General features: G+C 36.9%; 26 protein-coding genes and 3 tRNA genes. 16 read left to right on the top strand and 13 right to left on the bottom strand.

Annotation, left to right across the window (positions count from 1 at the left end):
* Positions 1-37 precede the first annotated feature (37 nt).
* From ASG01_RS06635 to ASG01_RS06655, 5 genes are all read right to left on the bottom strand, one after another.
* Positions 38-109 (bottom strand) — tRNA-Glu (locus ASG01_RS06635).
* Positions 110-205: 96 nt separating this feature from the next.
* A tRNA-Glu gene (locus tag ASG01_RS06640) sits at positions 206-277 on the bottom strand.
* Positions 278-287: 10 nt separating this feature from the next.
* Positions 288-542, bottom strand: coding sequence for a 30S ribosomal protein S20 (rpsT, locus tag ASG01_RS06645; RefSeq protein WP_055861687.1), 255 nt, complete (start codon positions 540-542; stop codon positions 288-290).
* Between the two features lie 393 nt (positions 543-935).
* Positions 936-1,010: transfer RNA gene (locus ASG01_RS06650), tRNA-Glu, on the bottom strand.
* Positions 1,011-1,068: 58 nt separating this feature from the next.
* On the bottom strand, positions 1,069-2,364 hold the full coding sequence (locus ASG01_RS06655; protein ID WP_055861689.1) for an N-acetylmuramoyl-L-alanine amidase: 1,296 nt from the start codon (positions 2,362-2,364) through the stop codon (positions 1,069-1,071).
* Positions 2,365-2,418: 54 nt separating this feature from the next.
* On the opposite strand from ASG01_RS06655, the gene ASG01_RS06660 reads away from it, so the two are divergent.
* Genes ASG01_RS06660 through ASG01_RS06670 form a run of 3 tightly spaced genes read left to right on the top strand, consistent with a single transcriptional unit; the run spans position 2,419 to position 5,894 of the window.
* Positions 2,419-5,010 carry a putative LPS assembly protein LptD gene (locus ASG01_RS06660; protein ID WP_055862232.1) on the top strand — a complete coding sequence of 864 codons (2,592 nt, stop codon included), beginning with the start codon at positions 2,419-2,421 and terminating at the stop codon, positions 5,008-5,010.
* A gap of 50 nt (positions 5,011-5,060) precedes the next feature.
* Positions 5,061-5,441, top strand: coding sequence for a RidA family protein (locus ASG01_RS06665; RefSeq protein WP_055861691.1), 381 nt, complete (start codon positions 5,061-5,063; stop codon positions 5,439-5,441).
* On the top strand, positions 5,442-5,894 hold the full coding sequence (locus ASG01_RS06670) for a hypothetical protein (protein WP_055861693.1): 453 nt from the start codon (positions 5,442-5,444) through the stop codon (positions 5,892-5,894).
* Positions 5,895-5,955: 61 nt separating this feature from the next.
* Here ASG01_RS06670 and ASG01_RS06675 read toward each other — a convergent pair whose 3' ends face one another.
* Positions 5,956-7,476: a trypsin-like peptidase domain-containing protein gene (locus ASG01_RS06675; protein WP_055861695.1), complete on the bottom strand. Its 1,521-nt coding sequence runs from the start codon at positions 7,474-7,476 to the stop codon at positions 5,956-5,958.
* A 281-nt stretch (positions 7,477-7,757) separates the two neighbouring features.
* Between ASG01_RS06675 and ASG01_RS06680 the strand changes: the two genes are divergently transcribed.
* Positions 7,758-9,116, top strand: a complete 1,359-nt coding sequence (locus tag ASG01_RS06680; protein ID WP_055861697.1) for a rhodanese-related sulfurtransferase — start codon at positions 7,758-7,760, stop codon at positions 9,114-9,116.
* A 9-nt stretch (positions 9,117-9,125) separates the two neighbouring features.
* On the top strand, positions 9,126-9,701 hold the full coding sequence (locus ASG01_RS06685) for a 5-formyltetrahydrofolate cyclo-ligase (RefSeq protein ID WP_055861699.1): 576 nt from the start codon (positions 9,126-9,128) through the stop codon (positions 9,699-9,701).
* On the opposite strand, the gene ASG01_RS06690 is transcribed toward ASG01_RS06685, so the two are convergent.
* Together ASG01_RS06690 and ASG01_RS06695 are read right to left on the bottom strand one after the other, a co-directional pair.
* Positions 9,650-10,237: a hypothetical protein gene (locus ASG01_RS06690; RefSeq protein WP_055861702.1), complete on the bottom strand. Its 588-nt coding sequence runs from the start codon at positions 10,235-10,237 to the stop codon at positions 9,650-9,652. The genes ASG01_RS06685 and ASG01_RS06690 overlap by 52 nt on opposite strands.
* The gene (locus ASG01_RS06695) at positions 10,221-11,375 is read right to left on the bottom strand and encodes a hypothetical protein (protein WP_055861705.1); all 1,155 of its coding nucleotides are present in this window, start codon (positions 11,373-11,375) and stop codon (positions 10,221-10,223) included. Before ASG01_RS06695 ends, ASG01_RS06690 begins: the two co-directional genes overlap by 17 nt.
* A gap of 182 nt (positions 11,376-11,557) precedes the next feature.
* Between ASG01_RS06695 and ASG01_RS06700 the strand changes: the two genes are divergently transcribed.
* Entirely contained in the window at positions 11,558-11,806 is a 249-nt protein-coding gene (locus ASG01_RS06700; RefSeq protein WP_055861708.1) for a hypothetical protein, read from the top strand.
* Between the two features lie 52 nt (positions 11,807-11,858).
* On the opposite strand, the gene ASG01_RS06705 is transcribed toward ASG01_RS06700, so the two are convergent.
* The 5 genes from ASG01_RS06705 to ASG01_RS06725 all read right to left on the bottom strand — a co-directional run bounded on the left by ASG01_RS06705 (position 11,859) and on the right by ASG01_RS06725 (position 17,033).
* Complete coding sequence (locus ASG01_RS06705; protein WP_055861711.1) at positions 11,859-12,632, bottom strand: TrmH family RNA methyltransferase; 774 nt, start codon at positions 12,630-12,632, stop codon at positions 11,859-11,861.
* A gap of 49 nt (positions 12,633-12,681) precedes the next feature.
* Positions 12,682-14,028, bottom strand: coding sequence for a DNA recombination protein RmuC (gene rmuC / locus ASG01_RS06710; RefSeq protein ID WP_082498299.1), 1,347 nt, complete (start codon positions 14,026-14,028; stop codon positions 12,682-12,684).
* A gap of 249 nt (positions 14,029-14,277) precedes the next feature.
* The gene (locus ASG01_RS06715; protein WP_055861718.1) at positions 14,278-15,033 is read right to left on the bottom strand and encodes a DUF5995 family protein; all 756 of its coding nucleotides are present in this window, start codon (positions 15,031-15,033) and stop codon (positions 14,278-14,280) included.
* Between the two features lie 258 nt (positions 15,034-15,291).
* Positions 15,292-16,470 carry a nicotinate phosphoribosyltransferase gene (gene pncB, locus ASG01_RS06720; protein ID WP_055861721.1) on the bottom strand — a complete coding sequence of 393 codons (1,179 nt, stop codon included), beginning with the start codon at positions 16,468-16,470 and terminating at the stop codon, positions 15,292-15,294.
* An 86-nt stretch (positions 16,471-16,556) separates the two neighbouring features.
* Positions 16,557-17,033 carry a Dps family protein gene (locus ASG01_RS06725; RefSeq protein WP_055861724.1) on the bottom strand — a complete coding sequence of 159 codons (477 nt, stop codon included), beginning with the start codon at positions 17,031-17,033 and terminating at the stop codon, positions 16,557-16,559.
* Positions 17,034-17,161: 128 nt separating this feature from the next.
* Here ASG01_RS06725 and ASG01_RS06730 point away from each other — a divergent pair, with 128 nt between their 5' ends.
* From ASG01_RS06730 to rplD, 10 genes are all read left to right on the top strand, one after another.
* Positions 17,162-18,316 (top strand): glycosyltransferase family 39 protein, encoded by a 1,155-nt coding sequence (locus ASG01_RS06730; RefSeq protein ID WP_157844178.1) that lies wholly within the window; start codon positions 17,162-17,164, stop codon positions 18,314-18,316.
* Positions 18,317-18,387: 71 nt separating this feature from the next.
* Complete coding sequence (rpsL, locus tag ASG01_RS06735) at positions 18,388-18,801, top strand: 30S ribosomal protein S12 (RefSeq protein ID WP_055861730.1); 414 nt, start codon at positions 18,388-18,390, stop codon at positions 18,799-18,801.
* Between the two features lie 23 nt (positions 18,802-18,824).
* A complete protein-coding gene (gene rpsG / locus ASG01_RS06740) occupies positions 18,825-19,301 on the top strand; it encodes a 30S ribosomal protein S7 (RefSeq protein ID WP_055861733.1) in 477 nt (158 codons plus the stop codon).
* A 6-nt stretch (positions 19,302-19,307) separates the two neighbouring features.
* Entirely contained in the window at positions 19,308-21,425 is a 2,118-nt protein-coding gene (gene fusA / locus ASG01_RS06745; protein ID WP_055861736.1) for an elongation factor G, read from the top strand.
* Between the two features lie 17 nt (positions 21,426-21,442).
* The gene (rpsJ, locus tag ASG01_RS06750) at positions 21,443-21,748 is read left to right on the top strand and encodes a 30S ribosomal protein S10 (protein ID WP_002661363.1); all 306 of its coding nucleotides are present in this window, start codon (positions 21,443-21,445) and stop codon (positions 21,746-21,748) included.
* A 710-nt stretch (positions 21,749-22,458) separates the two neighbouring features.
* A complete protein-coding gene (locus ASG01_RS06765) occupies positions 22,459-22,947 on the top strand; it encodes a low affinity iron permease family protein (RefSeq protein WP_055861744.1) in 489 nt (162 codons plus the stop codon).
* Between the two features lie 239 nt (positions 22,948-23,186).
* The gene (locus tag ASG01_RS06770; RefSeq protein WP_055861747.1) at positions 23,187-23,507 is read left to right on the top strand and encodes a hypothetical protein; all 321 of its coding nucleotides are present in this window, start codon (positions 23,187-23,189) and stop codon (positions 23,505-23,507) included.
* Between the two features lie 3 nt (positions 23,508-23,510).
* Entirely contained in the window at positions 23,511-24,275 is a 765-nt protein-coding gene (locus ASG01_RS06775) for a GLPGLI family protein (RefSeq protein WP_055861750.1), read from the top strand.
* A 270-nt stretch (positions 24,276-24,545) separates the two neighbouring features.
* Positions 24,546-25,172, top strand: a complete 627-nt coding sequence (gene rplC / locus ASG01_RS06780; protein WP_055861754.1) for a 50S ribosomal protein L3 — start codon at positions 24,546-24,548, stop codon at positions 25,170-25,172.
* Positions 25,163-25,792, top strand: a complete 630-nt coding sequence (rplD, locus tag ASG01_RS06785) for a 50S ribosomal protein L4 (protein ID WP_055861757.1) — start codon at positions 25,163-25,165, stop codon at positions 25,790-25,792. The genes rplC and rplD overlap by 10 nt, the downstream gene beginning before the upstream one ends.
* Positions 25,793-25,795: the final 3 nt, after the last annotated feature.

The raw sequence follows: 25,795 nt of genomic DNA on the forward strand, positions 1-25,795 counted from the left end.
ATAAAAAACCACTGATAAAAATATCAGTGGTTTTTTGTAGCCCGTAGGGGAGTCGAACCCCTCTTACCAGAATGAAAATCTGAGGTCCTAACCGATAGACGAACGGGCCATCTACCAAACTGTAAATAAATTACAGGGTTAGTTTTTTTGTTTTTATAAGTTTCAACTCTTATTTAATTACCCGGTTAGTAGTAATTAAGATTTGTAGCCCGTAGGGGAGTCGAACCCCTCTTACCAGAATGAAAATCTGAGGTCCTAACCGATAGACGAACGGGCCAACTATATAATTACGCTAATTTATTAACGTGCTTAGTCAACTTGCTTTTCAAATTAGCTGCCTTATTCTTGTGAATAATATTTTTCTTAGCCAATTTGTCTAATAAAGAAACCACTTTAGGCAATTGCTCTGCTGCTTGAGTTTTATCTTCTTCATTTCTAAGAATCTTCATTGCAGATCTAGCCGTCTTGTGATAGTATCTGTTACGAACTTTTCTTTTCTCGTTTTGTCTAATTCTTTTAAGTGCTGATTTATGATTTGCCATATCGTTCAAATGTGAGTGCAAATTTATAAACTTTTTTTATACCTGCAAATTTATTTTTTAAAAACTTTTAAAGTTTATTCTGACAGGTGTTTTTTAAGTTTATTGATTGCTTGTTTTACTTCTATATTCTGTTATTCTTTTTTTTTCACTGTAATAGTAAGCTTACTGATAGCATTATTCCATTTGCCCGTCATATTGGTGTGAGTAATCCCATCAATGGTAACCTGGAAAGCACTTCCATCAAAGCTCCTTTAGAGTCTGAAACTTATTTTATCATATTTGCCATTAATCCAGTCTTCATTGATTTGTAAATCGTAAATTTTTGGATTCATTTGGATCTTACTAAAAAGCACTGTCGCTTATTGTATTTTTAAATCCTGCATGATATCAATTTGGTAGTCTATAGGAGAATCGAACTCCTGTTGCAAGGATGAAAACCTTGAGTCCTAACCACTAGACGAATAGACCAAATTTTGAGGTCGCAAAAATATCAATAAACTTCGAGACTTCAAAAACTTATTTTAAATTACTTAAATACTTTCTGTATCACCGTGTTTTTCACGCCTTTGGCTTCCACCTCTTTTTGCAGTTTTACTGCATCTTCCAGCGAATATACTTTTCCGTAGGTGTAATAAAATATGCCGTTCGTCTTTGTTCGTTCTGCATCCTTAAAGGTTTGCAGGATTGGCGAGTTGCTGCTCAGTTTGTCTTTGGTGCTAGCCAGCTCGATGGTATAATATCCTGTACTTAATTTCTGATTTGGCATAAAACCAACAGCGTATGCATTTTTAAATCCGGCATCTTTTGCAGTTTTAATGTTACTGTCGCGCACAGAAGCCATGTTTGTAACGCCATAATAGTACTTGTACAGGCCATTCTCTTTGAGCGGAAGAATGTAGTTTAAACCTCGTAAAGCAGGATCGTTATCATCGTATTTTACCGGAGTAGTAAGCAGCAAAATCCTGAAATCATTTTTCAAAGCAACTTCAGCAGCTTTTACAGGTTCAGATTTTTTCGCTGGAGTATTAGTAATACCGGCTCTTCTGTCAACGGCTTTTTTGTAGTCAATAATGGCTTTATAAATATTTTCGGCAGTGGTCATCTGGCCTTGCTCTGAACTGAGAAATGTGGCGTCCTCATAATTGTTTACAAATCCCGTTTCAATAAGAATCGAAGGCATCGCACTTCGGCGGAGAATGTGTAGGTTTTCCTGCTTTACACCCCGTGAAAACCGCCCGGTTTTTTCAAAATTATTTTCCACAAATGTGCCAATAATTAGACTGTTTTCCAGGTATTTACTTTGCTGCATTTTTAGAGCAATCAGAGATTCTGGGGAGCTGGCATCATAAGAAGCAAAAGTTTCCTTATCCTTTTCATCAAGATAAATTACATTGTTTTCCTGCTTGGCGACTTCAAGATTTTCACGGTTTTGTGCCGGCCCCTGAACGAATGTTTCGGTTCCGCGTGCAGTAGCTGTCCTGCTTGGCGTTGCATTCACGTGTACAGAAATAAAAAGATCAGCTTTACTTCGGTTCGCCAAATTTGTACGGTCAGTAAGCGAAGGATATTCGTCAATTTTTCTGGTATAAATTACTTTAAAGTCCTTATTTTTTTCAAGCATCTGCCCGAGTTTCAGAACAATACCGAGTGTAACGGTCTTTTCTTCAACAAGTCCCAGTTCAGGATAATTCCTGTTGGCACCATGATCGCCGCCGCCGTGACCTGCATCGAGAACGATGGTGAATTTTTTTTGTGCGGAAACCAGACTTGTGAATAATATAAATAGGAAGGAGAAAAATATTTTAAAATTTTTGTTGCGCATCTTACAGTCTTAAAAATTATATTAATTTTGGGCCTGAATTATATCAAGCTAAAATTGGACAAAACAGTCTTCAAAAATATATTACAAATTTTAATTATCCTAATTTTTAACAGTTTTTTAGCACAGCAGACGCCTGGAAAACTCACTCAAAATACGGTAATTAACGACACCATCCCAAAGAAAGATACCATAATCGCCGGTAAAGAATCGCTGGCCGACGTGTTGCGTACAAAAGCCGATGATATCCGTCGCGATGTGCCAAAAAGAATGATTTATCTGAACAAAAATGCGCAGGTAAAATATCAGGATATGCAGATCGATGCCGACTACATATCGATCAACGAAACCACAAATATGATCTTTGCACGTGGGAAACTCGATTCTTTAGGAAAAAAAATAGTTGAACCTGTACTTACTGATCAGGCCGGCAAAAAGTACGAAACCAACGAGTTTAATTACAATTACAAAACCCGCCAGGCGATCGCATACAACGCACGGACCGAGGAAAATCAGGGAGTAATTATCGCAGTAAAAACGAAAAAGTACAACGATTCTATGTACATTATGCGGCGTGCAGATTTCACAACTGATGATTATTTTATAAAAAAGAAAGATACCGCCGCCGATTATAAACTCCGCGCTTCGCATATTAAATTAATTAAAGGAAAAAATACATCATCGCTGATTACGGGGCCCGTACAGATGTTTATAGAAGAAGTTCCTACGCCGCTTGTGATGCCTTTCGCGATTTTACCCTTTTCGCAAAAGCGTTCTGCAGGGATTTTGATTCCGAGTTTTGGAGAACGGCCGGATGTCGGCTTTTTCTTTAACGGAATTGGATATTATCAGCCGATCGGTGATCATTTTGACTTGAAAATTCTCGCAGATATTTATACCAAAGGAAGCTACAACCTTCGTCCGGAGATGAATTATGTGAAAAAATACCGCTATTCGGGGAATTTTTCCGCTGATATTGGAACGACTGTTCGTGGAATTCGCGGTTTGGATAATTATACCAAAAGCGGCACTTACCGTATTGCATGGCGACATACGCAGGATACAAAAGCAAATCCTTTTCTCACCTTTTCGGCGTCAGTGGATGTGGTGAGTACGAAGTTTTATAACAATACCATCAACAACAATTATATTTTTAACCAGAATGTCTTAAATACGCAGCAGAACTCGACTTTAACGCTGACAAAAAGATTTCTGAAACTTCCTATAACCATTACAGGAACAGCTTCTTATTCTCAAAACTTTGCCACCGGACTTTCAGATCTCCGTCTTCCGCAAATGAATGTGGCGATTAATCAGTTTTATCTTTTCGGTTCAAAAACAGGAACGAGAAGCGGTCTGATCGAAAATATTACGGTGAATACCGGAATCAACCTTACCAATTTTGTGAGCACAAACGAAGGCGAACTTTTCACCAAAGCGATGTGGGATAAACTGCAAACCGGCGTTAAAAACAACATCGGAATCGCGACCAATACAACAGTAGCGAAATATTTTACCTTCAGTTTAGGCGCAAATATCGACAATGCTTTAACGACGAAAACGCTGAGTAGAAGATACGACCCGATCGCGAATATCGTGGTGGATAAAGTGAATAATAAAATCGGCGGCTATTCAACTTTTTCTACTACGGCAAGCTTGCAGACAATGCTTTACGGGCAGGCAAATTTCGGTAAAAACTCACCGATTGAGGCGATACGTCACATGGTTTCGCCTAGTATCGGTTTCACGTATTCCCCGGATTTTGGTGCGGCTGGTTTTGGTTATTTTAAAGATTATAATGACGCCAACGGAGCATTAACGCTGTATTCGATTTTTGATAAAGGTATTGTCGGTTCTCCCGCAAGAGGAACCGTCGGTGCTTTGGGATACAATATCGGAAACAATATTGAAATGAAAGTAAAATCAAAAAGTGATTCTACCGGTGTCAAAAAACTTAAGATTTTTGAATCGTTAAATATTGCAGGGAATTACAATTTTGCAGCAGAATCTCATCCGTTTTCAGTGATTACAGTTTCCGGGCAGACGTCTCTTTTTAACAACAAGCTGAGTGTAAATACGCAGTTGGCGATTGAGCCATATAAGATTTTATTCCTTCCCGGACAGGATACGGGCATTCGTACAGAAGATTTCGGTTCGTTCAGTGTGCAGGGTTTAAGTGTGCAGCTGTCTTATCCGCTAAGCAGTGAACTTTTCGGTGAAAAAGTAGATTATTCAAAAAAATATTCGAAAAAAGGTGAGGTGAGGAATGAAAATTATTATTTTGATGATGATAATTATGCGCATTTTGATCAGTCTTGGACGTTGAATGTGAATGCCAATTATGCCTATTCAAAAACACTTTCGCGGTTCGGTTCTACAATTGCTTCGATCGGTTTAGACGGAAGTTTAAAGCTTACGCCTTACTGGAATATCAATGGAAGTACACATTATGACATGGTGACCAAAGATCTTGCGTATACAAGGATTGGTTTTTCAAGAGACCAGAGAAGCTTCAGTATCAATTTTAATTGGGTACCTTTCGGCCAGTACAAAGTCTACGATTTCTTCATCGGAATCAAAGCAAATATCCTTAGCGACGCTTTAAAATACAAAGACAGAAGCTTTACGCAGCCAAACGCACCGTTCTAAGAAGGGCGTTTTTAGAATATAAATTTTATATTTGCAGCCAGATAAATATTATGAAAACTACGATTACTACACTTAATGCTCCGGCAGCTATTGGTCCTTATTCACAGGCTAATCTGGCAAACGGAATTCTGTATATTTCGGGTCAGATTCCTTTAGATCCTGCTTCAGGTAAGCTGGTAGAAGGTATTGAGAAAGAAACGCATCAGGTAATGAAAAATCTTGAGGCGATTCTTACAGAGGCTGGGATGACTTTCAAAAATGTAGTAAAAGCGACAATTTTCCTGAAAAATATGGATGATTTTGCTGTGATGAATGATATTTACGCTTCTTATCTCGATGAAGAAAGTTATCCTGCACGCGAAACGGTACAGGTTTCTTGCCTGCCAAAAAATGTGGATATTGAAATTTCTATGATCGCTCATCAGGATTAAATGAGCTTCCTCCGGAATACATTTGCCGTTTTGGTAGGTCTACTCATCGCAGGTCTCATCATCACTCTTGGTATAAGAGCTTTTCCGCGGTGGGTAACTTTTGATTCATTTGCGCCGTTTGAGCATTGGGGGATTTTCCTGCAAAGTGTACAGAAAGATGATGCTTTTTTTGGTTTTCTGCTTTTTGTTTCCGGTTTGGGAACTACGGTTGGCGGCGTTGCAACAGCATTGATCGTAAAATATGCAAAAGTTGCTTATGCGATTCTGATCGGTTTTATAATGCTTTTTCTGGCCATGCTGGACGTGATTATTTATCCTTATCATCCGACATTTTATAAAATCTCTGTTTTTCTCGTGTTTTTTCCTTTTTCCTGGATCGGCGGAAAGATTGTAGAAATCATTTATGAGAGAAACCGAAAAAAGATTATCTCCAACAAAGTCAACAACCGTTAAAATAAAAAAACGCTGCCAAAATAAACTGACAGCGTTTTCTTTTTGATTAATTATTTAAATTCTAAGGCATTTTAAAACCTTTCGTGTACATTCTGCCGTAGTTGTCTACGAATTTCACCTGTACATTTCCTTTATATTTACTTAAAATATTTTCAACATCTTTCTGCGAATTTACCGGCTTGCCATTGATTTCTATCACGATATAATCATCCACAATCCCAATTTTTGCCATCTCACTGTTTTCCATTACGTTTTTCGTAACTACTCCACTTGTTAAACCATATTCAGTTTTAAAACGGTCATTGAGAGGTTCAAATTCTGCCCCGATTTTTTCAGTTACGGTAAGGTCAGCTTTAGACCGCGAAGAAGTTCCGCCGTTTTGATCTTTCAAAGTGACAGGCGCTGTATATTCTTTTCCGTTACGTACATATGTTACCTGAACACGGTCGCCGGGACGTTTGCTGCCGATTGAGATTGAAAGATCTGCGAAATCGGTAATTGCTACACCATCTACTTTCGTGATAATATCACCTGTCTTAATTCCTGCTTCTTCAGCACCACTTTTAGTTCCAAAACCTGTTACATAAACGCCTTGTCCGGCTTTTAAGTTTGTTTTGTTTCTTTGGTTATACTGTAACACTGCCTGATCATTTGATAAATCCATAGACTGTACACCAAGGAAGCCACGCTGTACAATACCGAATTTCTTAATATCCTCGACAATTTTTCTGGCTAGATTCGCAGGAACTGCAAAACCGTAACCCTGGTAATATCCTGTTGTAGAAGAAATCGCCGAATTGATTCCTATCAAATCACCATTTACGTTAACCAGCGCGCCTCCGGAGTTTCCAGGGTTAATCGCTGCATCAGTCTGTATAAAGCTTTCAATAGGATTTGCTGCTTTGCCTTGTCCGCCCAAAATACCGATGCCACGGCCTTTCGCAGAAATAATTCCTGCTGTCACGGTAGAATTTAATCCTAATGGATTTCCAACTGCCAAAACCCACTGTCCAACCTCAATATTATCAGAATTGGCAAAATTCAAAAACGGAAGACCTTTTTCTTCAATTTTTAATAAAGAAATGTCGGTATTTGGATCTGTTCCAACCAAAGTCGCGATGTACGATTTTTTATTGCTTAAAACCACTTCCAGCTTGTTTGCGCCAGCCACAACATGATTGTTTGAAATAATATAACCGTCGGCAGAAATAATTACTCCAGAACCCATTCCTGAAGGCATGTTATCAGGAGCCTGCTGTTGTTGCTGACGTTGTCTCTGTTGTCCGGGACCAAAGAAATAATCAAAAAGATCCTGCTCAGAAGCTCTATTGTTAGAGTTTCTTGTCTGATAATTTTTGATGGTAACAACAGCCGGAACCGTCGTTTTTGAAGCATTTACAAAGTCGTCGCCTACAGACGCCGTATTCATTCCGGCAAAAGAAACGTTAGAAGATTTTGTAAAATAAGATTGGTCTGCACCAGATCCACTTTCGGATAAGTAGTGCTGAACACCAATCGTAGTCGCTCCGGAGAGCACACCGACAAAGGCAAATGGTAAAAGTTTTTTTAATGTATTTTTCATTGTATACGCTGTTATTTTTTTAAAATCAATTTATCTCTCAACAAATTTATTTCATAATAAGTATGCAACATATATGCTATGTTTCAACTTTAACTGAAATTTAACAGCCATTGTGGCATTTTATAATTTATGTCGCAATCTCTCTATTAAATTTAACAGATCTTAAATAATTCTTAATGAAATTTTGTCATAGTTATACAAGATTAGATGAAATTTTGACATTCGTTTTAAAACTTCAATCCTTATCTTTGCAAAAATTTCTCACTTAATACGTTTATAGCATGCAACTGTACAACACATTAAGCGCAGAAGAAAGAGCTCGGCTCATTGATGAAGCCGGCAAACAGCGACTTACCCTTTCTTTCTACGCGTACGCAAAAATTGATAATCCACAAAAATTCCGTGATGACCTTTTTCTAGCCTGGAATGCGCTTGATGCACTGGGCAGAATTTACGTCGCTCATGAAGGCATAAACTCACAGATGAGCATTCCTGCAGATCAGCTGGAGGCTTTTAAAGAGACTTTGGAAGCGTACGATTTTATGAAAGGTATAAGGCTGAATGTTGCAGTTGAACAAGATGATCATTCCTTCCTTAAACTTACCATAAAAGTTCGTAATAAAATCGTTGCAGACGGACTGAATGATCAGACTTTTGACGTGACCAATAAAGGTGTTCATCTGAAAGCTCAGGAATTTAATGATCTGTTGGAAGATCCGAATACCATTGTTGTCGATTTCCGAAATCATTACGAAAGCGAAGTCGGCCATTTTCAAGGCGCCATTACACCAGACGTAGAAACGTTCCGCGAGAGTTTGCCAATTATTAATGAGCAGCTTAAAGATTTTAAAGAAGATAAAAACCTATTGATGTACTGCACCGGCGGAATCCGTTGTGAAAAAGCGAGTGCATATTTTAAACATCAGGGTTTTAAGAACGTTTTTCAGCTGGAAGGCGGAATTATTGAGTACACACGCCAGATTAAGGAAGAAAATATTGAAAGTAAATTTATTGGGAAAAACTTTGTTTTCGATCACCGTTTGGGCGAGAGAATTACCGATGATGTGATTTCTCAGTGTCATCAGTGCGGAAAGCCTTGCGATAATCATACAAACTGTGCCAACGATGCATGCCATCTGCTTTTCATACAGTGTGACGACTGCAACGTGGCGATGGAAAACTGCTGTTCGGAAGAATGTCTTGAAGTTATTCATCTGCCGCAGGAAGAGCAGCTTGCAAGACGACGTGGTTTGCAGGTTGGCAATAAAATTTTCAGAAAAGGAAAATCGGAATCTTTAAAATTTAAAAATTCAGGGAATACTGGCGCTCAGCCTTTGGCAAAAATTTCGCAGGAAAGTATCCGAAAAAAGATTTCCGTTAAAAAAAATCTGGTAGCGAAAGCCGAACATTATTATTCTAAATCGGGCATTGCGCAGTTTTTAATGACCAATGGCGAGCTGCATTTGGGTGATCAGATTTTGATAAGCGGCCCGACGACCGGAGAAGTTGAAATGACTTTAGATAAGCTGTTTGTTGGCGGAAAACCTGCAGAAAAAGCAGAAACTGGTGATCAGATTACTTTTGAAACGACATTTAGAGTACGTCTTTCAGATAAACTTTTTAAAATTCACTCAAAATAATTTATTGAAATGCTGAAAACCGAACTTCGGGAAATATATCTAGAAAAAAGAAAAGTCTTGTCCGATGATGAGGTTTTTCTTCTTTCGCAAAAGATTTTTGAGAATTTCATCGAAAATTTTCATCCTGCTTCCGGACAGAAAATTCATGTTTTTTTGCCGATTAAGAAGTTTCGGGAGATTGAAACGTCTTTTTTAATTGATTTCTGCTGGAAAAATACCATTCACGTTTTCGTTCCAAAAGTTGTTGGCAACACATTAATTTCCGTTGAAATTTTTCCTGAAACTGAATTTGAAATAAATAAATGGGAAATCAGAGAACCGGTTTCAAAAAAAGATTCCGGGATTTCAGATTTCGATTTTGTTATCACGCCGCTACTTTACTGCGACCAAAACGGAAACCGCGTTGGTTACGGAAAGGGTTTTTATGACAGTTTTTTCGAAACCATTTCTTCGGAAACAAAGAAGATTGGCGTTAATTGTTTTGAGCCAAATGAAACTGTTGATGATACTTGGGAAAATGATATTCAGCTAGATTATCTTGTAACACCGACTGCTGTGCTGTCTTTTTTAAATGGTGCAGAATAAAAATTGGTAAAATAAAATTTGAATTCTTTCTTAAATTTTATCGGTTTCGATACCAATGTATATTGTGCATTTTTCTCGTAAGAGCCGATGCTTCTGTGCTTCTGGTCAAAATATTCCACATCAAATTTTGCAAAATCAAGAGTGTCCTGATTTTGAATTTCCTGCCGTACACTCACTTTTCCTACTTTTACCGTTTTCACTTTTAAACTGTCTAGTTCACGGAACAGTTTGTTAAAAGTCGCAGAATCCGGCTTCTGAAAATAGCTTTGCATCTGCGAGTAAATCAGTGTATCAATCTCCGTGTTTTTATAACCGGAATTATAAAGCGTTGAAAGATCAAGCAACTCCTGAATTTTCTGTTTTGTGATCGAGTTTATCGCCTGCGCACTGTCCATCTGTACGGCAGGATAGGATTTTCTGTTGTTGCTGTTGCGCAGTTTATCGAGATCGCTTACGGTATTTTGTTCGTTTTGTTTGCACGAAAAAACCGCGATGCCGAGTATAAGGACTAATAAAAACTTACTTAGTGTTTTCATTGTTGGAGATTTTAAATTTAATGGAAACAATTTTGCCTTTCTTGTCTTTTTTCATTTCGATATAAGAAAGATTTTTCAGAGAAGTAGTCGGTGTGGTCACAAGTGTAATGTATTTTTGCTTGTCAAGCGTTTCTACACCGTAAATCTCGTTATCATATACCTGATAAATTACCGCATCGTTGCTGATGAGGTTCTCCAGCTGCTTTCTTTTAAGGCTGATCTGCTCAGAGGGGTTGCCGGAAACATCTTTAGTTGAAAAATAAAGAAGTGCCATCTTATAATCATCTGGTTTTAATTCAATAGTTTCTTCTTCCGGAGCGTTTTCAAGGCTTCTGTTGATCTCAAGATTCTCGTAAACCGTAGAGCTGATCTGCATTTTCAGAATTTTATCTTTCGTTTCGTAAATAAAACATTCCCCCGGATTGATTCTGTAGAATAGCGGCGATTCGTTTTCCTTGAATACTTTTATCTCAATCGTGCTTTGTACTTTTAAATTACGGTCGGCATCGGTAAAACAATACGTGTAATGTTTTTGGAAAATTTCATCTTTAAAACCGATAAAAGCTAATAAAGACACGATTATTGAAGAAACAGCGATCCAGATCCATTTCTGACTGCTTTTTGAAATGGGCTTTATTTCATTTACAAGCTGGTTTTCTGAAATGGTCGCGATATTATTAACATCCTGGTTTTCAGTTTTGCTTTCTTGTAAAACATCTTTTTTGATGCTGTTTTGAGCGTTACTTTGCTGTGAAACTTTAAATTCGTCGTCAGAATTTGAAAATTCTTTTTCAGAAATTAATTCAGTCTCGTTTTCCGGATTTTCAATCAGTAATTCTCCGGCGAAAAGATGCTGTTTTTTAAAGTCGTACCAAGACTCAAAACCTGCATAGATACTGAGTAAATTCAGCATATCTATTCTTGGAAGTTTGCTGACTGGAGAAGATTTAAAATAGGTATAAAAAGATTTTTCGCTGATGTTTCCTTTGGCTCTTTTTCGGAGATCTTCCTGAAAGTATATGATGTCGATACCTTTCCATTTCGATATTTCATCAAAAGATGGGGTATGCTCTTTTAAATATTGAGCCTGCACAACAGTTTTTAGCTGCTCGAAGTGAATAAGATCTAAATCAGTCAATTGGTTAGAAATGGATTAAGTGTTTGGTTTTCAGTATTGTTATATTGTAAAACTGTTTTACAAAGTTATTACAATTAATTTTCATAAACAAATTTTGTAGCTGCTCTACCTTTGTCTTGTTCAAATAAGGGAACAGAAACAATCTTAAGAAACAATATTAACAAATTTAAATTTAACTTATTATGAAAAAGTCATTATTCGTAGCTGCTATCGCTGCAATCTCTTTAGTTGCTTGTAAAAAAACTGAAACTACTGAATCTACTACAACTGTAGATACTGTTGCTGCTCCAGCTAACGATTCTATGAACACTGCAGCTGCAATGGACACAACTACTACAACTACAACTAAAACTGAAGCTACTCCAGTTGAAGGTGATTCAATGATGAAAGTTGAAAAAACTACTGAAGTTAAAACTGAAGTTAAAAAATAATTAGCAGCTACTGCTAATTTATCAAACCGTTTCGCTTGCGAAGCGGTTTTTTTTACTTCAAATTTTTCTTCTGACGCAAAACTTCATAGGAAGTTATTGCTACAGCATTGCTCAGATTCAATGAATCAATGCTTCCAACCATCGGAATCAGCGTGTTCTGTCCTTTTCCGATCCAGAAATCACTTAGTCCGGAATGCTCCGTTCCGAAAATTATTGCTGATTTTTCTCTGAGGTTTCTTTCACTCAAATCTTTCGCATCAACATCCATTATTGTGGTGTACACATTAAATCTTTCTTTTAAAAGAAATTCCAGCGTTTCATCTTTATTGCTTTGATAAATCTGCATCCCGAAAAGACAGCCGACACTTGAGCGAATAACATTCGGATTAAAAAAATCCGTTTTACCGTCTGTAACGATAAGCGCATCGATCCCGAAGGCTTCACAACTGCGAAGAATTGCGCCAAGATTTCCGGGCTTTTCAATGCCTTCCAATACAATGACTGTCGAATCACTTTTTGGTTTAAAATCGCTCAGCTTTTTTTCCGTTGCTTCATAAATGCCAACAATGCCCTCTGAAGTTCCTCGATACGCGATTTTCTCATAAATCTTTTCTGATACATAATTAATTTTCGCGTCTGGCAGGTTTCCATTAAATATAGATTCACAAATAAAATATTCCTTCAGCGGATAACTAAATTGCAATGCCCGCTCATTTTCCTGCTGACCTTCCACGACAAAAATTCCGCTTTTTTTACGAAAACGGTTGTCGGTATTTAAGCGGATAAGATGTTTGATTTTGTCGTTTTGGAGACTTTCAATGATCATGAGCGAAAGATTTCAGCAAAAATAAGGCTTTATTTCTTTCGCAAAACTGTCAAATGTCACTCTCAGCGCTTTCTCCCGTCAGGCTTTTAGGTAAATCTTTTTTGTTTTTGATACCTAAGGCTTTGATTTTCTGGGTCTGCAAAATCAGATTGTCATTGCCGGTAGAAAGCTGTTTGTAAGCGTCATCAAAGCTGCTTCGTGCAGTATCCAAATTCTTCCCGACTTTATCGAGATTTTCCACAAAAACCACAAATTTATCGTACAGTTTTGCGCCTCGCTGCGCTATTTCAAGGGAATTTCGGTTTTGATGTTCGCGTTTCCATAGATCTGAAATCAATTTTAAAGAAGTGATCAGATTGCTTGGATTCAATAATAAAATCCGTTTTTCATAAGCAAAATTCCATAAATTCTGATCGGTTTGCATCGCAGCAATATACGCAGGCTCACTCGGAATAAACATCATCACAAAATCCAGCGATTTTCCGTAATCATCGTACGCTTTTTGACTGAGCTGATTGATGTGATTCTTTACCGACTGCAAATGTTGATTTCTTTTAATCGCATGAAGATCCGGATCAGATTCATCGACCAGTTCTGCAAAAGCCGTCAACGAAACCTTAGAATCAATAATCACATTTCGCTCATCTGGATATTTAATCACAGCATCCGGGCGCATTTTTTTCCCTGAAAATTCTGAAAATAAAGCTTTGTTGCCTTCATCGCGAAGTTCGTGCTCCAGAAAATATTCTCTGCCTTTCGTCAAACCTGATTTTTCCAGAATACTTTCCAGGATCATTTCGCCCCATTTTCCTTGTGTTTTACTCTCGCCTTTCAGTGCGCGTGTCAATTTTTTTGCGTCTTCAGAAATCTGCTGATTGAGAAGTGCAAGTTCTTTTACACGTTCGGCAAGTGAAAATCGTTCCTTGTTTTCCTTTTCATAGACGTCATTTACCTGCGTTTTAAAATCATTGATTTTTTGCTGAAACGGTTCCAGAATAGTTTTAAGCTGATGATGATTAAGTGCCGTGAATTTTTCGGTTTTTTCCTCTAAAATTCTGTTGGCAAGATTTTCAAAATGAATTTTTCCTTCATCCTGAATTTTTTTAAACTCCTCTTTCTGCGCTTTCAAAAATGTATTTTCAGCGGAAACTTTTGCAAATTCAGCCTTTAAATCATTCATCAAATCAGACTGTTGCAAAATATTTTCTTTTTCAAGATTAAGCGTGTTTTCAAGATCTTTTACTTTAATCGCTAAATGTTCAAGATTGGTTTTGTTCTGAATATCTGTGAGATTCAGTTCGTCATACAATTTTCTTGAAACCATCGAAGATTTCAGGAAGAAATATGCTGCGAAGATTCCTAAAAAAACTCCCGCGAATAGATAAATGAGTTCCATACAGCAAAAGTAGAGATTAATTTTTTTTATCTTCGGCTGAAATAAAAATATGCTTTTTGTATTCGGACCATTTCACATCATCGTTTTCCTAATTATTTATTTCGGATTGTTTGTGTGCGCGGCTTACTGCTTTGTCAAAAACAAATTGAGCGCATTGTGGGCGCTCGCTATTTTATTTTTCCCAGTCGCGGGTTCGCTTATCGCTCTCCTTTATCATCACTATAACAGAAGGGAGAATAATATTGATTTTTAAACTGTTTTTGTCTTTTCCAAAATCTCAATATTCTTCACAACATCGCTACTTTCACATTTTTTGAGTTCTTTTGCCAAAGCCGTTGACAGCAGTTTCGGACTTAAAATCTGTGTGGCAACTTTTGCTGCCGCATAATCGACGATGTTAATGACGGTTTCGCGTAAAAGGTTTGGCGTGTTTGAAGTCATTACCGCAGTTGCCCATGAAGTGTCGCGTGCTTTTGAAATTGCAAAATCGAGAACGACATTGTCTTTTCCGTTCGAAAGCTGATCGACGAGTTTTATCGGATAACAGATTTTATTCAGCGAATCCTGCACATTTTGGTTGATGGAAGCGATTACCGAATTGATGTTTTCAAAATCTTTTTTCAGAGGCGGAATTTTCCGGTATGGCATGACCAGTGCGGCAGAAATTCCAAGATCTAAATTGATGTGCGCATTCATTCCCAAAAAAATATGCTGCATGATAAGCAGATCTTTATTTTTCGCTGCTTCGAAAGCAGTCTGCCAGCTTTTTGTACACTTTTTATTATTCTGAAAATTCTCCCATGCGTCGATGTAGCGGCTCGCAAAAGCGATATCCAAAGCCGTCATTCTGGGATTGTCTTCAAATTTCTTCTGCTGAATTCCTTTTAAAACCTGCGCGGTCATAATGCGGTATGTGCAGGCAAAATAACCTGCCGGACTTTGATTGGCTTTCGCCCAGGCGATAATCCAGTCTAATTTTTTCAGAACTTCTTCGATGGTTTTCATTGGTTTTTAGTTTGAATTAAAGATATGAAAAAACCTCTGCGGTTTTGCGAGGTTTAATTTTAGATTACCTTCTGAAGAATTTACTTCTGAAACAATTAAGTTTTTTTCATCTGAATCTTTTGCGCCCCGACCTGAACGGAGCTCTTTTTATTTTGGGGTAGGAAACTCTTCCGGCGTTGAAAACGCCGAAGAGTTGAGCGCTGGCAAATAAAAAAGCGGGAGTGGAGGGCGGATGAAGGCGCCCAAATCGTAGAAATTTTAGTCTTTTATTCTCAAAAACTCTTTTGCCAGTTCAATCATTTTTGGGTCGCCCGTGTGTTTGCCTTTTTCATCAGAGAGTTTTACAGTAGGAATCCATTCTTTGTTGGAGGTCTGTACGCCGATGAGCTTCATAACGATATTCATCGGCTTTAAACCGACATCGTTGGTAAGATTGGTCCCGATGCCGAAAGAAACTCCGATTTTCCCTTGGCAATGGGCTGTGATTTCTTCAACTTTTTCAAGATTTAAAGCATCAGAAAATATAATGTATTTGAAAAGCGGATTGACGCCGTGTTTCTGATAATGCGCAATCGTCTTATCAGCAAATTCTAAAGGATCGCCGCTGTCGTGACGAACGCCGTCGAATAGTTTGGCGAATTTTTTATCGAATTGCTCAAAGAAAACATCGGTTGTATAAGTGTCTGAAAGCGCCACACCGAGATCGCCGCGATAAACATCTACCCAATGCTCGAGCGCGAGACCGTTTGCCATCCGAAAACCGAATTCGGCGCCATGAAACATAAACCATTCGTGGGCGTGCGTGCCGATCGGTTTTACCTGATATTTCATTGCAAAATGAACATTTGAACTTCCTATAAATGTAGAATTTCTTTTTCTTGTCAGTGCTTCCATCACCAGATTTTGTACATTGTAAGAATGTCTGCGGCGTGTACCAAATTCGGCGAAAGTGACACCAAGTTCATTTAAACTTTCAGCTTTCTCCAGCGTTTTGCTGATCACGGTTTCATTTGGATCGCGTTCCATGTGATTCATCTCGTAATGCAGCTCGCTGATCAGCGATAGCAACGGTACTTCCCAGAGAATGGTGCGGTACCAAAGTCCTTCTACAGTTACTTTCAGGTCATTTCCATTCTGTACAATTTTTACTTCAGAAGGATCGTAATGATAGCCTTCAAGGAAATCAAGGTAAGGCAGGTCAAGATACGGACAGGTTTTTTTCAGGAATAATTTTTCTTCTCTTGTAAGTTTCAGCTGAGGCATTTTCTGCACTATTTCTCGCAGTGCATCCGCAAAACCTTCAGGAAAATAGTGCTTTCCACGATTGATAAACTCGTATTTCACGATCTCGCCGGGAAAGAGTTTTACGACGGCATTCTGCATCGTGATTTTATAAAAATCGTTGTCGAGGATAGATTTCAGAGAGATGTCCGGCATGTTTTAATTTTAATTAAATGTAAAGAAAATAATAAAAAAATCGTCCTTTTAAAAAAGACGATTTGATATTTGAGATTACAAAAAAACTATTTCCCAAGAAAAGAGTTGTACATCCAAACTTCTTTTTCCTGCTCTGTGATGTAATCGCTCATCTGCGAATTTGTTCCTTCGTCGCCCGCTTTTTCGGTAATGTCGAGCAATTCTCTCTGCAGATCAATTACAATTTTAAAAGAATTTAAAATCATTTCAACGCTGCGGTTTCCGTCACTTACTTCTTTGCTTTCTTTAATGGTTGAAACCTGCAGATAATCTGAATAATTGTGTGCCGGTGTATCGCCTAAAGTTAATATTCTCTCTGCAATTTCGTCAATTTTCAAAACCAGACTGTTGTAAAGTTCTTCAAATTTTGGGTGGAGCGTAAAAAACTGATCGCCTTTAATGTTCCAGTGTGAGCCGCGTACATTCTGATAAAAAACCGAATAGTTGGCAAGTAATACGTTGAGCTTGTCAGAAATGTTTTTGCAGTCTGACTCTTCCAGACCGATAATGTTTGCGTTTTTCATATCTAAATTTTAATACCTCAATATTGAAGTAAATATTGTGCCGAAAAAGCATCGCACTACATCACAAGATCTAAGTATATAACATGATTTTCTGTATGAATTATTTAGATTTGCTGAAATTTAAAAAAATGGCAACTAAGAGATTTATTTTAAGTAGTATACTGTTGATCTACCTTTCGGTGATGTCATTTTATTTATTTACACATCAATATTACAATTTTGATATTGAAGCGTATATGGGGTTGGCTTATCAGTCGAGCAATCCTGAGATGGATATTAATACCGTTCATTCAAAAGTTTATACTGAGCTCAGAGCAAAAAATCCCGGCCATTTTGAGTATGATTTAGTGCGCGAAGAGATTGCGGATGGAGAAAACACCTATTATAAGATGCTGGCAGAAAATCCGAAAATATATGAAGAGGAACTTGAGTTTTTTAAGGTAAAGCCATTTTATAATTTCGTGAACAGTTTTTTCTATAAGCTGGGTTTTTCTGCTTCTACTTCTACTTTTTTGATTTCTATTGTATCGTATGTTTTAGTTGTTGTTTTAATTTTTGGTTTCCTTTTAAAATATCTGAAAAATGATATCCTGGCATTTACATTTACCCTGTTGCTTTCGATATTTAAACCAATGTTGGATTCCGGAAGACATGCTTCGCCAGATTTTCTTGCAGTTTTATTGCTTTTGGCGTGTTTCTACTTTTTTTTAAGCAGAAAATATTTAAGCTCTGCGATAATTTCGGCGCTTTGTATTCTGACACGCCCAGACTATTTTATTCTTTTTACGATTCTTTTTCTCACGGTCTTACTTTTTTCAGATAAACTAAAGGTGAAAAAGATCAATGCATTATTTGTCTTTCTTCCTGCCTTGGCGTCCTTTATATATATACAGTTTATAAATAAAATTTCGTGGTCTGTTTTGTTTATGAATCAGTTTACTAAAGTGCAGCTTTATCCGGTTTCAAATCCCGACACATTTGACATTAACGATTATTTCAGTTTTATAAGATCAAATATTTTGCTGGAGTTTAATGCTTCCTATTTTCTTTTACTTGCACTATTTGCTCTTGTAATTATTTATAATAAAGTAAAATTTGATTTGAGGAATATACACTTTATGTATGTTTTAATTGCCGCAATATTCTTTAGTGTTTTTATAAGATTTTTGATGTTTCCAAGTCTGGTAAACCGGATGATGCTGGGTTATTATCTTCTTATTATTCTGTCTTCAGTTTATAATCAGTTTTGTTTTAAAGAAGAAAATAAGAATTATCTGAAATGATATTTGTGTATAACTGCTTGTGGATTAAAAAATTATTTATATTTTTGCACCCTAAAATAAAAAGCAATTAAATGCCTACTATTCAACAATTAGTAAGAAAAGGAAGAGTCTCGCTTGCCAAGAAGAGCAAATCGGCTGCCCTTGATTCTTGTCCACAAAGACGAGGTGTATGTACGAGAGTATATACTACCACACCTAAGAAACCTAACTCTGCACTTAGAAAAGTTGCAAGGGTAAGACTTTCTAACGGTAAAGAAGTTAACGCCTATATCCCGGGCGAAGGACATAATCTTCAGGAGCACTCGATAGTATTGGTTAGAGGCGGAAGGGTGAAAGACCTACCGGGAGTACGTTACCACATCGTAAGAGGTGCGCTAGACACCGCTGGTGTAAATGGAAGAACACAGAGAAGATCGAAGTACGGAGCTAAGAGACCAAAACCAGGTCAGGCAGCTGCTGCACCGGCAAAAGGAAAGAAAAAATAATCATTAAATAAGGTACAGAAACAATGAGAAAGACAAAAGCGAAAAAAAGACCGTTGTTACCAGATCCGAAATTTAATGATCAATTGGTAACTAGATTTGTAAACAATTTGATGCTGGATGGTAAAAAGTCTATCGCATTCAAAATATTCTATGATGCATTGGATATCGTAGATACTAAAAAAGGAGAAACTGAAAAGACTGCCCTTGAAATCTGGAAAGATGCATTAACTAACGTTATGCCTCACGTAGAAGTACGTTCCAGAAGAGTAGGTGGAGCAAACTTCCAGATTCCTATGCCAATCAGAGCGGATAGAAAAATTTCTATGGCGATGAAATGGTTAATTAGCTACTCTAAAAAGAGAAATGATAAGTCTATGGCTTTGAAATTGGCTAACGAGGTAGTTGCCGCTTCAAGAGAAGAAGGTGCTGCTTACAAAAAGAAAACAGATACGCACAAAATGGCGGAAGCTAACAAGGCTTTCTCACACTTCAAATTCTAATCTGAAATGAGTAGAGATCTTAAATTTACAAGAAATATCGGTATTGCTGCGCACATTGATGCCGGTAAAACTACTACTACAGAAAGAATCTTATTCTATACAGGAGTAAACCACAAAATTGGTGAAGTACACGACGGTGCTTCTACAATGGACTGGATGGAGCAGGAAGCAGAAAGAGGTATTACCATTACTTCAGCTGCAACCACCTGTTCTTGGAACTTCCCTACAGACCAAGGTAAAGTTCTTCCTGAGACAAAACCTTATCACTTCAACATCATCGATACACCGGGACACGTTGACTTCACAGTAGAAGTAAACAGATCTTTGAGAGTATTAGATGGTTTGGTATTCTTATTCTCTGCGGTAGATGGAGTAGAGCCTCAGTCTGAAACAAACTGGAGACTTGCTGACAACTATAAAGTTGCAAGAATGGGATTCGTAAACAAAATGGACCGTCAAGGTGCTGACTTCCTTAACGTGGTAAACCAGGTTAAGACAATGTTGGGATCAAACGCAGTTCCAATCGTTTTACCAATCGGTGCTGAAGAAGATTTCAAAGGTGTAGTTGATTTAATTAAAAACAGAGCGATCGTTTGGGATGAAGCTGGACAAGGTGCTACTTTCGAGGTAGTTCCAATTCCTGAAGACATGAAAGCGGAAGTTCTGGAATACAGAGAGAAATTAGTTGAAGCAGTTGCTGACTATGATGACACTTTGATGGAGAAATTCTTCGAAGATCCAGATTCAATTTCAGAAGACGAAATCAACGAAGCTCTTAGAAAAGCTACTATCGATTTATCTATTATCCCAATGACTTGTGGTTCTTCATTCAAGAATAAAGGAGTACAGTTTATGTTGGATGCGGTATGTAAATACTTGCCTTCTCCATTGGATAAAGATGATATCAAAGGTACTGACCCAAGAACAGATCTTGAAATTACAAGAAAACCAGACGTAAAAGAGCCTTTCGCGGCTTTGGCATTCAAGATTGCTACCGATCCTTTCGTAGGAAGATTGGCATTCTTCAGAGCATACTCTGGAAGATTAGATGCAGGTTCTTATATCTTGAACACCCGTTCAGGAGATAAAGAAAGAATCTCAAGAATCTATCAGATGCACGCTAACAAGCAAAATCCTGTAGAATATATTGAAGCAGGAGATATTGGTGCAGCTGTAGGTTTCAAATCTATCAAAACTGGTGATACAATGTGTGACGAGAAAAACCCAATCGTTCTGGAATCGATGGTTTTCCCTGATCCGGTAATTGGTATCGCTGTAGAACCTAAAACTAAAGCAGATCAGGATAAAATGGGTAACGCTTTGGCTAAATTAGCTGAAGAAGATCCTACTTTCCAGGTTAAAACTGACGAAGCTTCTGGTCAGACGATTATCTCAGGAATGGGTGAGCTTCACCTTGACATTCTTGTAGACCGTATGAGAAGAGAATTCAAAGTTGAAGTTAACCAAGGTCAGCCTCAGGTAGAATACAAAGAAAACTTAACAAGAGTTGCTCAACACAGAGAAGTTTACAAAAAACAATCTGGTGGTAAGGGTAAATTTGCTGATATCGTATTTGAACTTGGACCAGCTGACGAAGGTAAAATCGGTTTAGAATTCGTTAATGAGATCAAAGGTGGTAACGTTCCTAGAGAATTTGTTCCATCTATTGAAAAAGGCTTTAAAGCTGCAATGAAAAACGGTCCTTTGGCTGGTTTCGAAGTTGAAGGTATTAAAGTTACTCTTAAAGACGGATCTTTCCACGCGGTGGATTCTGATGCTCTATCTTTCGAGATGGCTGCAAAATTAGGATTCAAAGAAGCGGGACGTGCTGCTAAGCCGGTAATTATGGAGCCTATTATGAAACTGGAGGTTGTAACTCCAGAGGAATACATGGGTAACATCATTGGTGACTTGAATAAGAGAAGAGGTACGATCAGTGGACAGGAAGAGAAGAACGGTGCCGTTGTAATCAAAGGTTCAGTTCCATTATCTGAAATGTTTGGATATGTAACTACTCTAAGAACACTTTCATCAGGAAGAGCTACTTCTTCTATGGAATTAGAGAAGTACCAAGCCACTCCTCAAAACGTTGCTGAAGATATCATTGCTAAAGCAAAAGGTTAATTTTTAAAGTACAAGAAATGTCACAAAGAATCAGAATAAAATTAAAATCTTACGATTACAATTTGGTAGACAAGTCTGCTGAGAAAATCGTAAAAACGGTAAAGGCTACTGGTGCTGTTGTAAACGGGCCAATTCCATTGCCAACGAATAAGAGAATCTTTACAGTACTAAGATCTCCGCACGTAAACAAGAAAGCAAGAGAGCAGTTCCAGTTATCAGCTCACAAGAGACTGATGGATATCTACTCTTCTTCTTCTAAAACTGTTGATGCTCTAATGAAATTAGAACTTCCTTCAGGTGTAGACGTAGAAATTAAAGTGTGATAATTAAGCCTTTTGGCTTATCATTCTAATACAATCCCTTTTCGAAAGAAGAGGGATTTTTTTGGTTTTGCACTTCAATCATCATGTAAAATTTTTAGTTTTAGACTTCAAAAAACATAGAGATGAATTTGAAACAGTTTTTTCAAATTTTAGCAGTCGTCGTTCTTTCCTCATTGCTTTACGAATTTTTATTTCAGGTTTTAAGAAATTATCTCATCAACGACAACATGGGAACATCTTTGTTTTCGCTGTTTTTTGCTCTCGCTTGTGTCTTAATTTTTGTTTATTTCAAAAAGGATTTTACGCTAAATGAGATTCTTAAGTATTTTTTCCTCAGTTCTATTTTGAGGGTAATTTTTGGTCCATATTTTATGTTTTTGAAGGTGAAATTAAACCTTGCTTTTATATGAAAAAAAACCGGTTGTGCGGAATGAGGAATTTGTTTTTTCCGAACTGATAATTGATCTTTTAAAATTTATATTGATTATTCTCATTGTTCAGTTTAAACTTAAAGATATTTTGTACTGTGTCGTTATTGCTTTTTTAATTTTTGTCTGTGGAATGTTTATTCCGCATCATATTATTAAATTCAATTAGAGTTTTTTTCTTTTAATCTTAAAAAATCATCGTTAAAGTTTCACAAGGTTTAAAAAAAATATAGGGTATGTGCAAAACGTGGATAATCATTTGCTAAATTCATCTGAAAAAACATGAAGCAAAACGATAAGACTTTTTTTGAAAAATTTTCAAACTGGGCCGCAAAATATACCGGAAGTTCGTACGCATTTCTCGGTGCGCTGACGATCGTGATTCTCTGGGCAGTCTCCGGACCGGTTTTTAAATATTCCGAAAATTGGCAGCTGGTGATCAACACAGGAACGACGATCATCACATTTCTCATGGTTTTTCTGATTCAAAACGCGCAGAATAAAGATTCTAAAGCCATACAGATTAAACTTAACGAATTGATCGCTGCCAACGAAAAAGCCAGCAACAGAATAGTTGATATAGAAGATCTTACCGAAAAGGAACTCGATCAGCTGCATCTTTTTTATGAGCAACTTTCAGATTTTGCGGAAGAAGATGAAGACATTCACAGATCGCATTCGATCGATGCAGCAAAACGCAACCAGGATTATAAGCATGAATTTTTTAAGAGGAAACATGAGGAGTGGCTGGCAAAGAAAAATAAAATTTAACTGACCGGAGAAGTATCATTAAGTCACTTTTCCGTTATTTTTGTAAGCTGCAGATAAATCTTTTGAATAAACGCAATTTAAGTAAAATCAATAATTTATAAAAAGTGAATTATCCTTTTTTAATGATTTAACATAATAAAATACTTCAAATTAATTAGAAAAATAGTTGCATAGTTTTAGTTTTAGTTTTAAAACGTTAAACAAATTAAAAAATTAACGTTATTAAAAAATTATTATTAGTGGCAGCCTTCGGAGTTGCAGGATTAGTGAGTGCTAAAAGTGGTGTTATTTCATCTGAATCTTCTTTTACAGCCAATTCAATTGAATATTCAAATTCTGAAAAGGATCGAGATGTAATTATTCTTGTGAGAATTGATTCTGATGTTTCTAGAACATTAACTTTTCAATGGACATCTACTTGTGGTACTACATACCAAACATCATTCAGTGGTGGTTGGTCTATTCAGCAAATGGCTCAGTACATATCTGACTATAATTTAGATATGTGTGGTGTTCGCCCAAGTAATGTTATAATTGGAATCTCAGAAGAAATGTTATAGTCTATGACAAAATATATTTCTAAAAATTTATATCTTTTCTTTATATTTTTTTTTATTTATAGTTTCGGACAAAAAATTGAGTTTAAAGCGAACTTGAAAGTTACTTATGAATCAGAATTGCAATTGGGTGTAAATTTTAAAAAAAATCAGACTTTTGTTCTAATTGGCAATTCACAAGATTTCTATTTTGCGGCTTATCAAAACTTTCTAAATGATACAGGTCAATACGAATCGAAAGGTTTTGATGTTTCTGCAGTCAGTGATTATTTTCAAGAGCGAAGCGTTAAAGTTAATAATAATGTAAATATTTTATTATCCTACTTAGATAGTAAAATCAGATATGATGAAGATGTGGATATCAAATGGATAATATATTCAGAAACTAAGATGGTTGCAGGAGTTAAGTGTCAAATGGCAGCTACGAACAAGTTTGGTCGTAGATGGATAGCTTATTTTTCTAATGAATACAAACAAAATATTGGTCCTTACAAATTTTATGGATTGCCTGGATTAATAATGGAACTTTATGATACAAAAAATCAATATCACTTTACTGTCAGCAAAATAGAAAAATACTCTAAGGTATTTAGTTTTAACTTGTCACCATACAAGAAATTTAATAAAAATGATTACCTCAAAGCCAAGAAAAATTTGGAGTTCTCTGGAGCTGGCTATCCTGTAATGACTGGATCTATGAAAAAAGACTTTGATGAAAGAATGGAGAGAAAAAAAAAGATGTTCAATAATCCAATTGAGCTTGTACCATAAAATATATTTTGCAAAATCTGAAATTTTGAGCGTTTCTCGTACTTAGGTTCATTTAAAAATGAAAACAAAGCCTTCCGGAAATCCCGGAAGGCTTTAACTTTCTATAAATCAAAATATTTCTGTGAAATTATTTGCTGTATTAAAATTTATTCCTAAATTTGCACACTCATTTTAGGGGAAGAGTATGCCTAATTCAAAAGTAGTAATTGCTTGAGCAACCGAAAAGTGAGCATTTCAGACAAGAAAATTTTATAACATATTATATAAATAATGTCAGGTATTATTGGTAAAAAAATCGGGATGACTTCTCTGTTTGACGAAAACGGCAAAAATATGCCGTGCACCGTTATTCAGGCTGGTCCTTGCTCGGTTTTACAGGTCAGAACCATTGAAAATGACGGATACAAATCTGTTCAGTTGGGTTTCGATGACAAGAGTGAAAAGAACGTTGGTAAAGCGTTAATTGGCCATTTCAAAAAGGCTGGTTCTGCTCCAAAGGCTAAATTGGTAGAATTCTACAGAGAATTCGTAGATACCGTAAGCGTAGGAGATGAAGTAAAAGTTGATCTTTTCGCAGAAGGCGAATTTGTTGACGTTACAGGTACATCGAAAGGTAAAGGTTTCCAGGGTGTTGTGAAAAGACACGGCTTTGGAGGTGTAATGCAGGCGACTCACGGTCAGCACAACAGATTAAGAGCTCCAGGTTCTATCGGTGCGGGATCAGATCCATCAAGAGTATTCAAGGGGATGAGAATGGCAGGCAGAATGGGAGGTAAGCAGGTAACTGTACAAAACCTTCAGGTATTAAAAGTGGATCAAGAACAAAATCTTTTAGTAGTAAAAGGTGCTGTTCCGGGAGCAAAAAATTCTTATGTAATTATCAGAAAATGGAACTAGTAGTATTAAATACATCAGGAAAAGAAACCGGAAAAAAAGTAACTCTAGACGAATCTATCTTCGGAATTGAGCCAAACAAGCACGCGGTTTACTTAGAAGTAAAACAATATCTTGCTGCACAGCGTCAAGGTACTCATAAATCAAAGGAAAGAAGCGAAATTACTGCTTCTACCAAGAAACTTAAGAAACAAAAAGGATCTGGTTCTGCGAGATACGGTGATATTAAATCTCCGACTTTCAGAGGTGGAGGTAGAGTATTCGGTCCTAAGCCAAGAGATTACAGATTCAAATTGAACAAAGCGCTTAAGAGATTGGCTAAAAAGTCTGTTCTTTCTCAGAAAATGAAAGAAAACAGCATCAGAATCGTTGAAGGACTTAGCATTGCTGCTCCTAAAACTAAAGATTTCATCACTGTACTGAATGCTTTGGCATTAAACGACAAGAAGTCTTTATTCATTTTAGCTGATACAAACAAGAGTGTGTATTTATCTTCAAGAAACTTACCTAAGACTAAGGTGATGAAATTCAACGAAATTTCTTCTTACGACTTAATGAATGCAGGTGAGATCGTTTTCTTAGAAGGTGCAGTTGAGAAATTCCAGGAAAATTTAAAGAAATAAGTC

This window comes from Chryseobacterium sp. Leaf180 (assembly GCF_001424585.1).
In the GTDB taxonomy this organism is placed as follows: Bacteria; Bacteroidota; Bacteroidia; order Flavobacteriales; family Weeksellaceae; genus Chryseobacterium.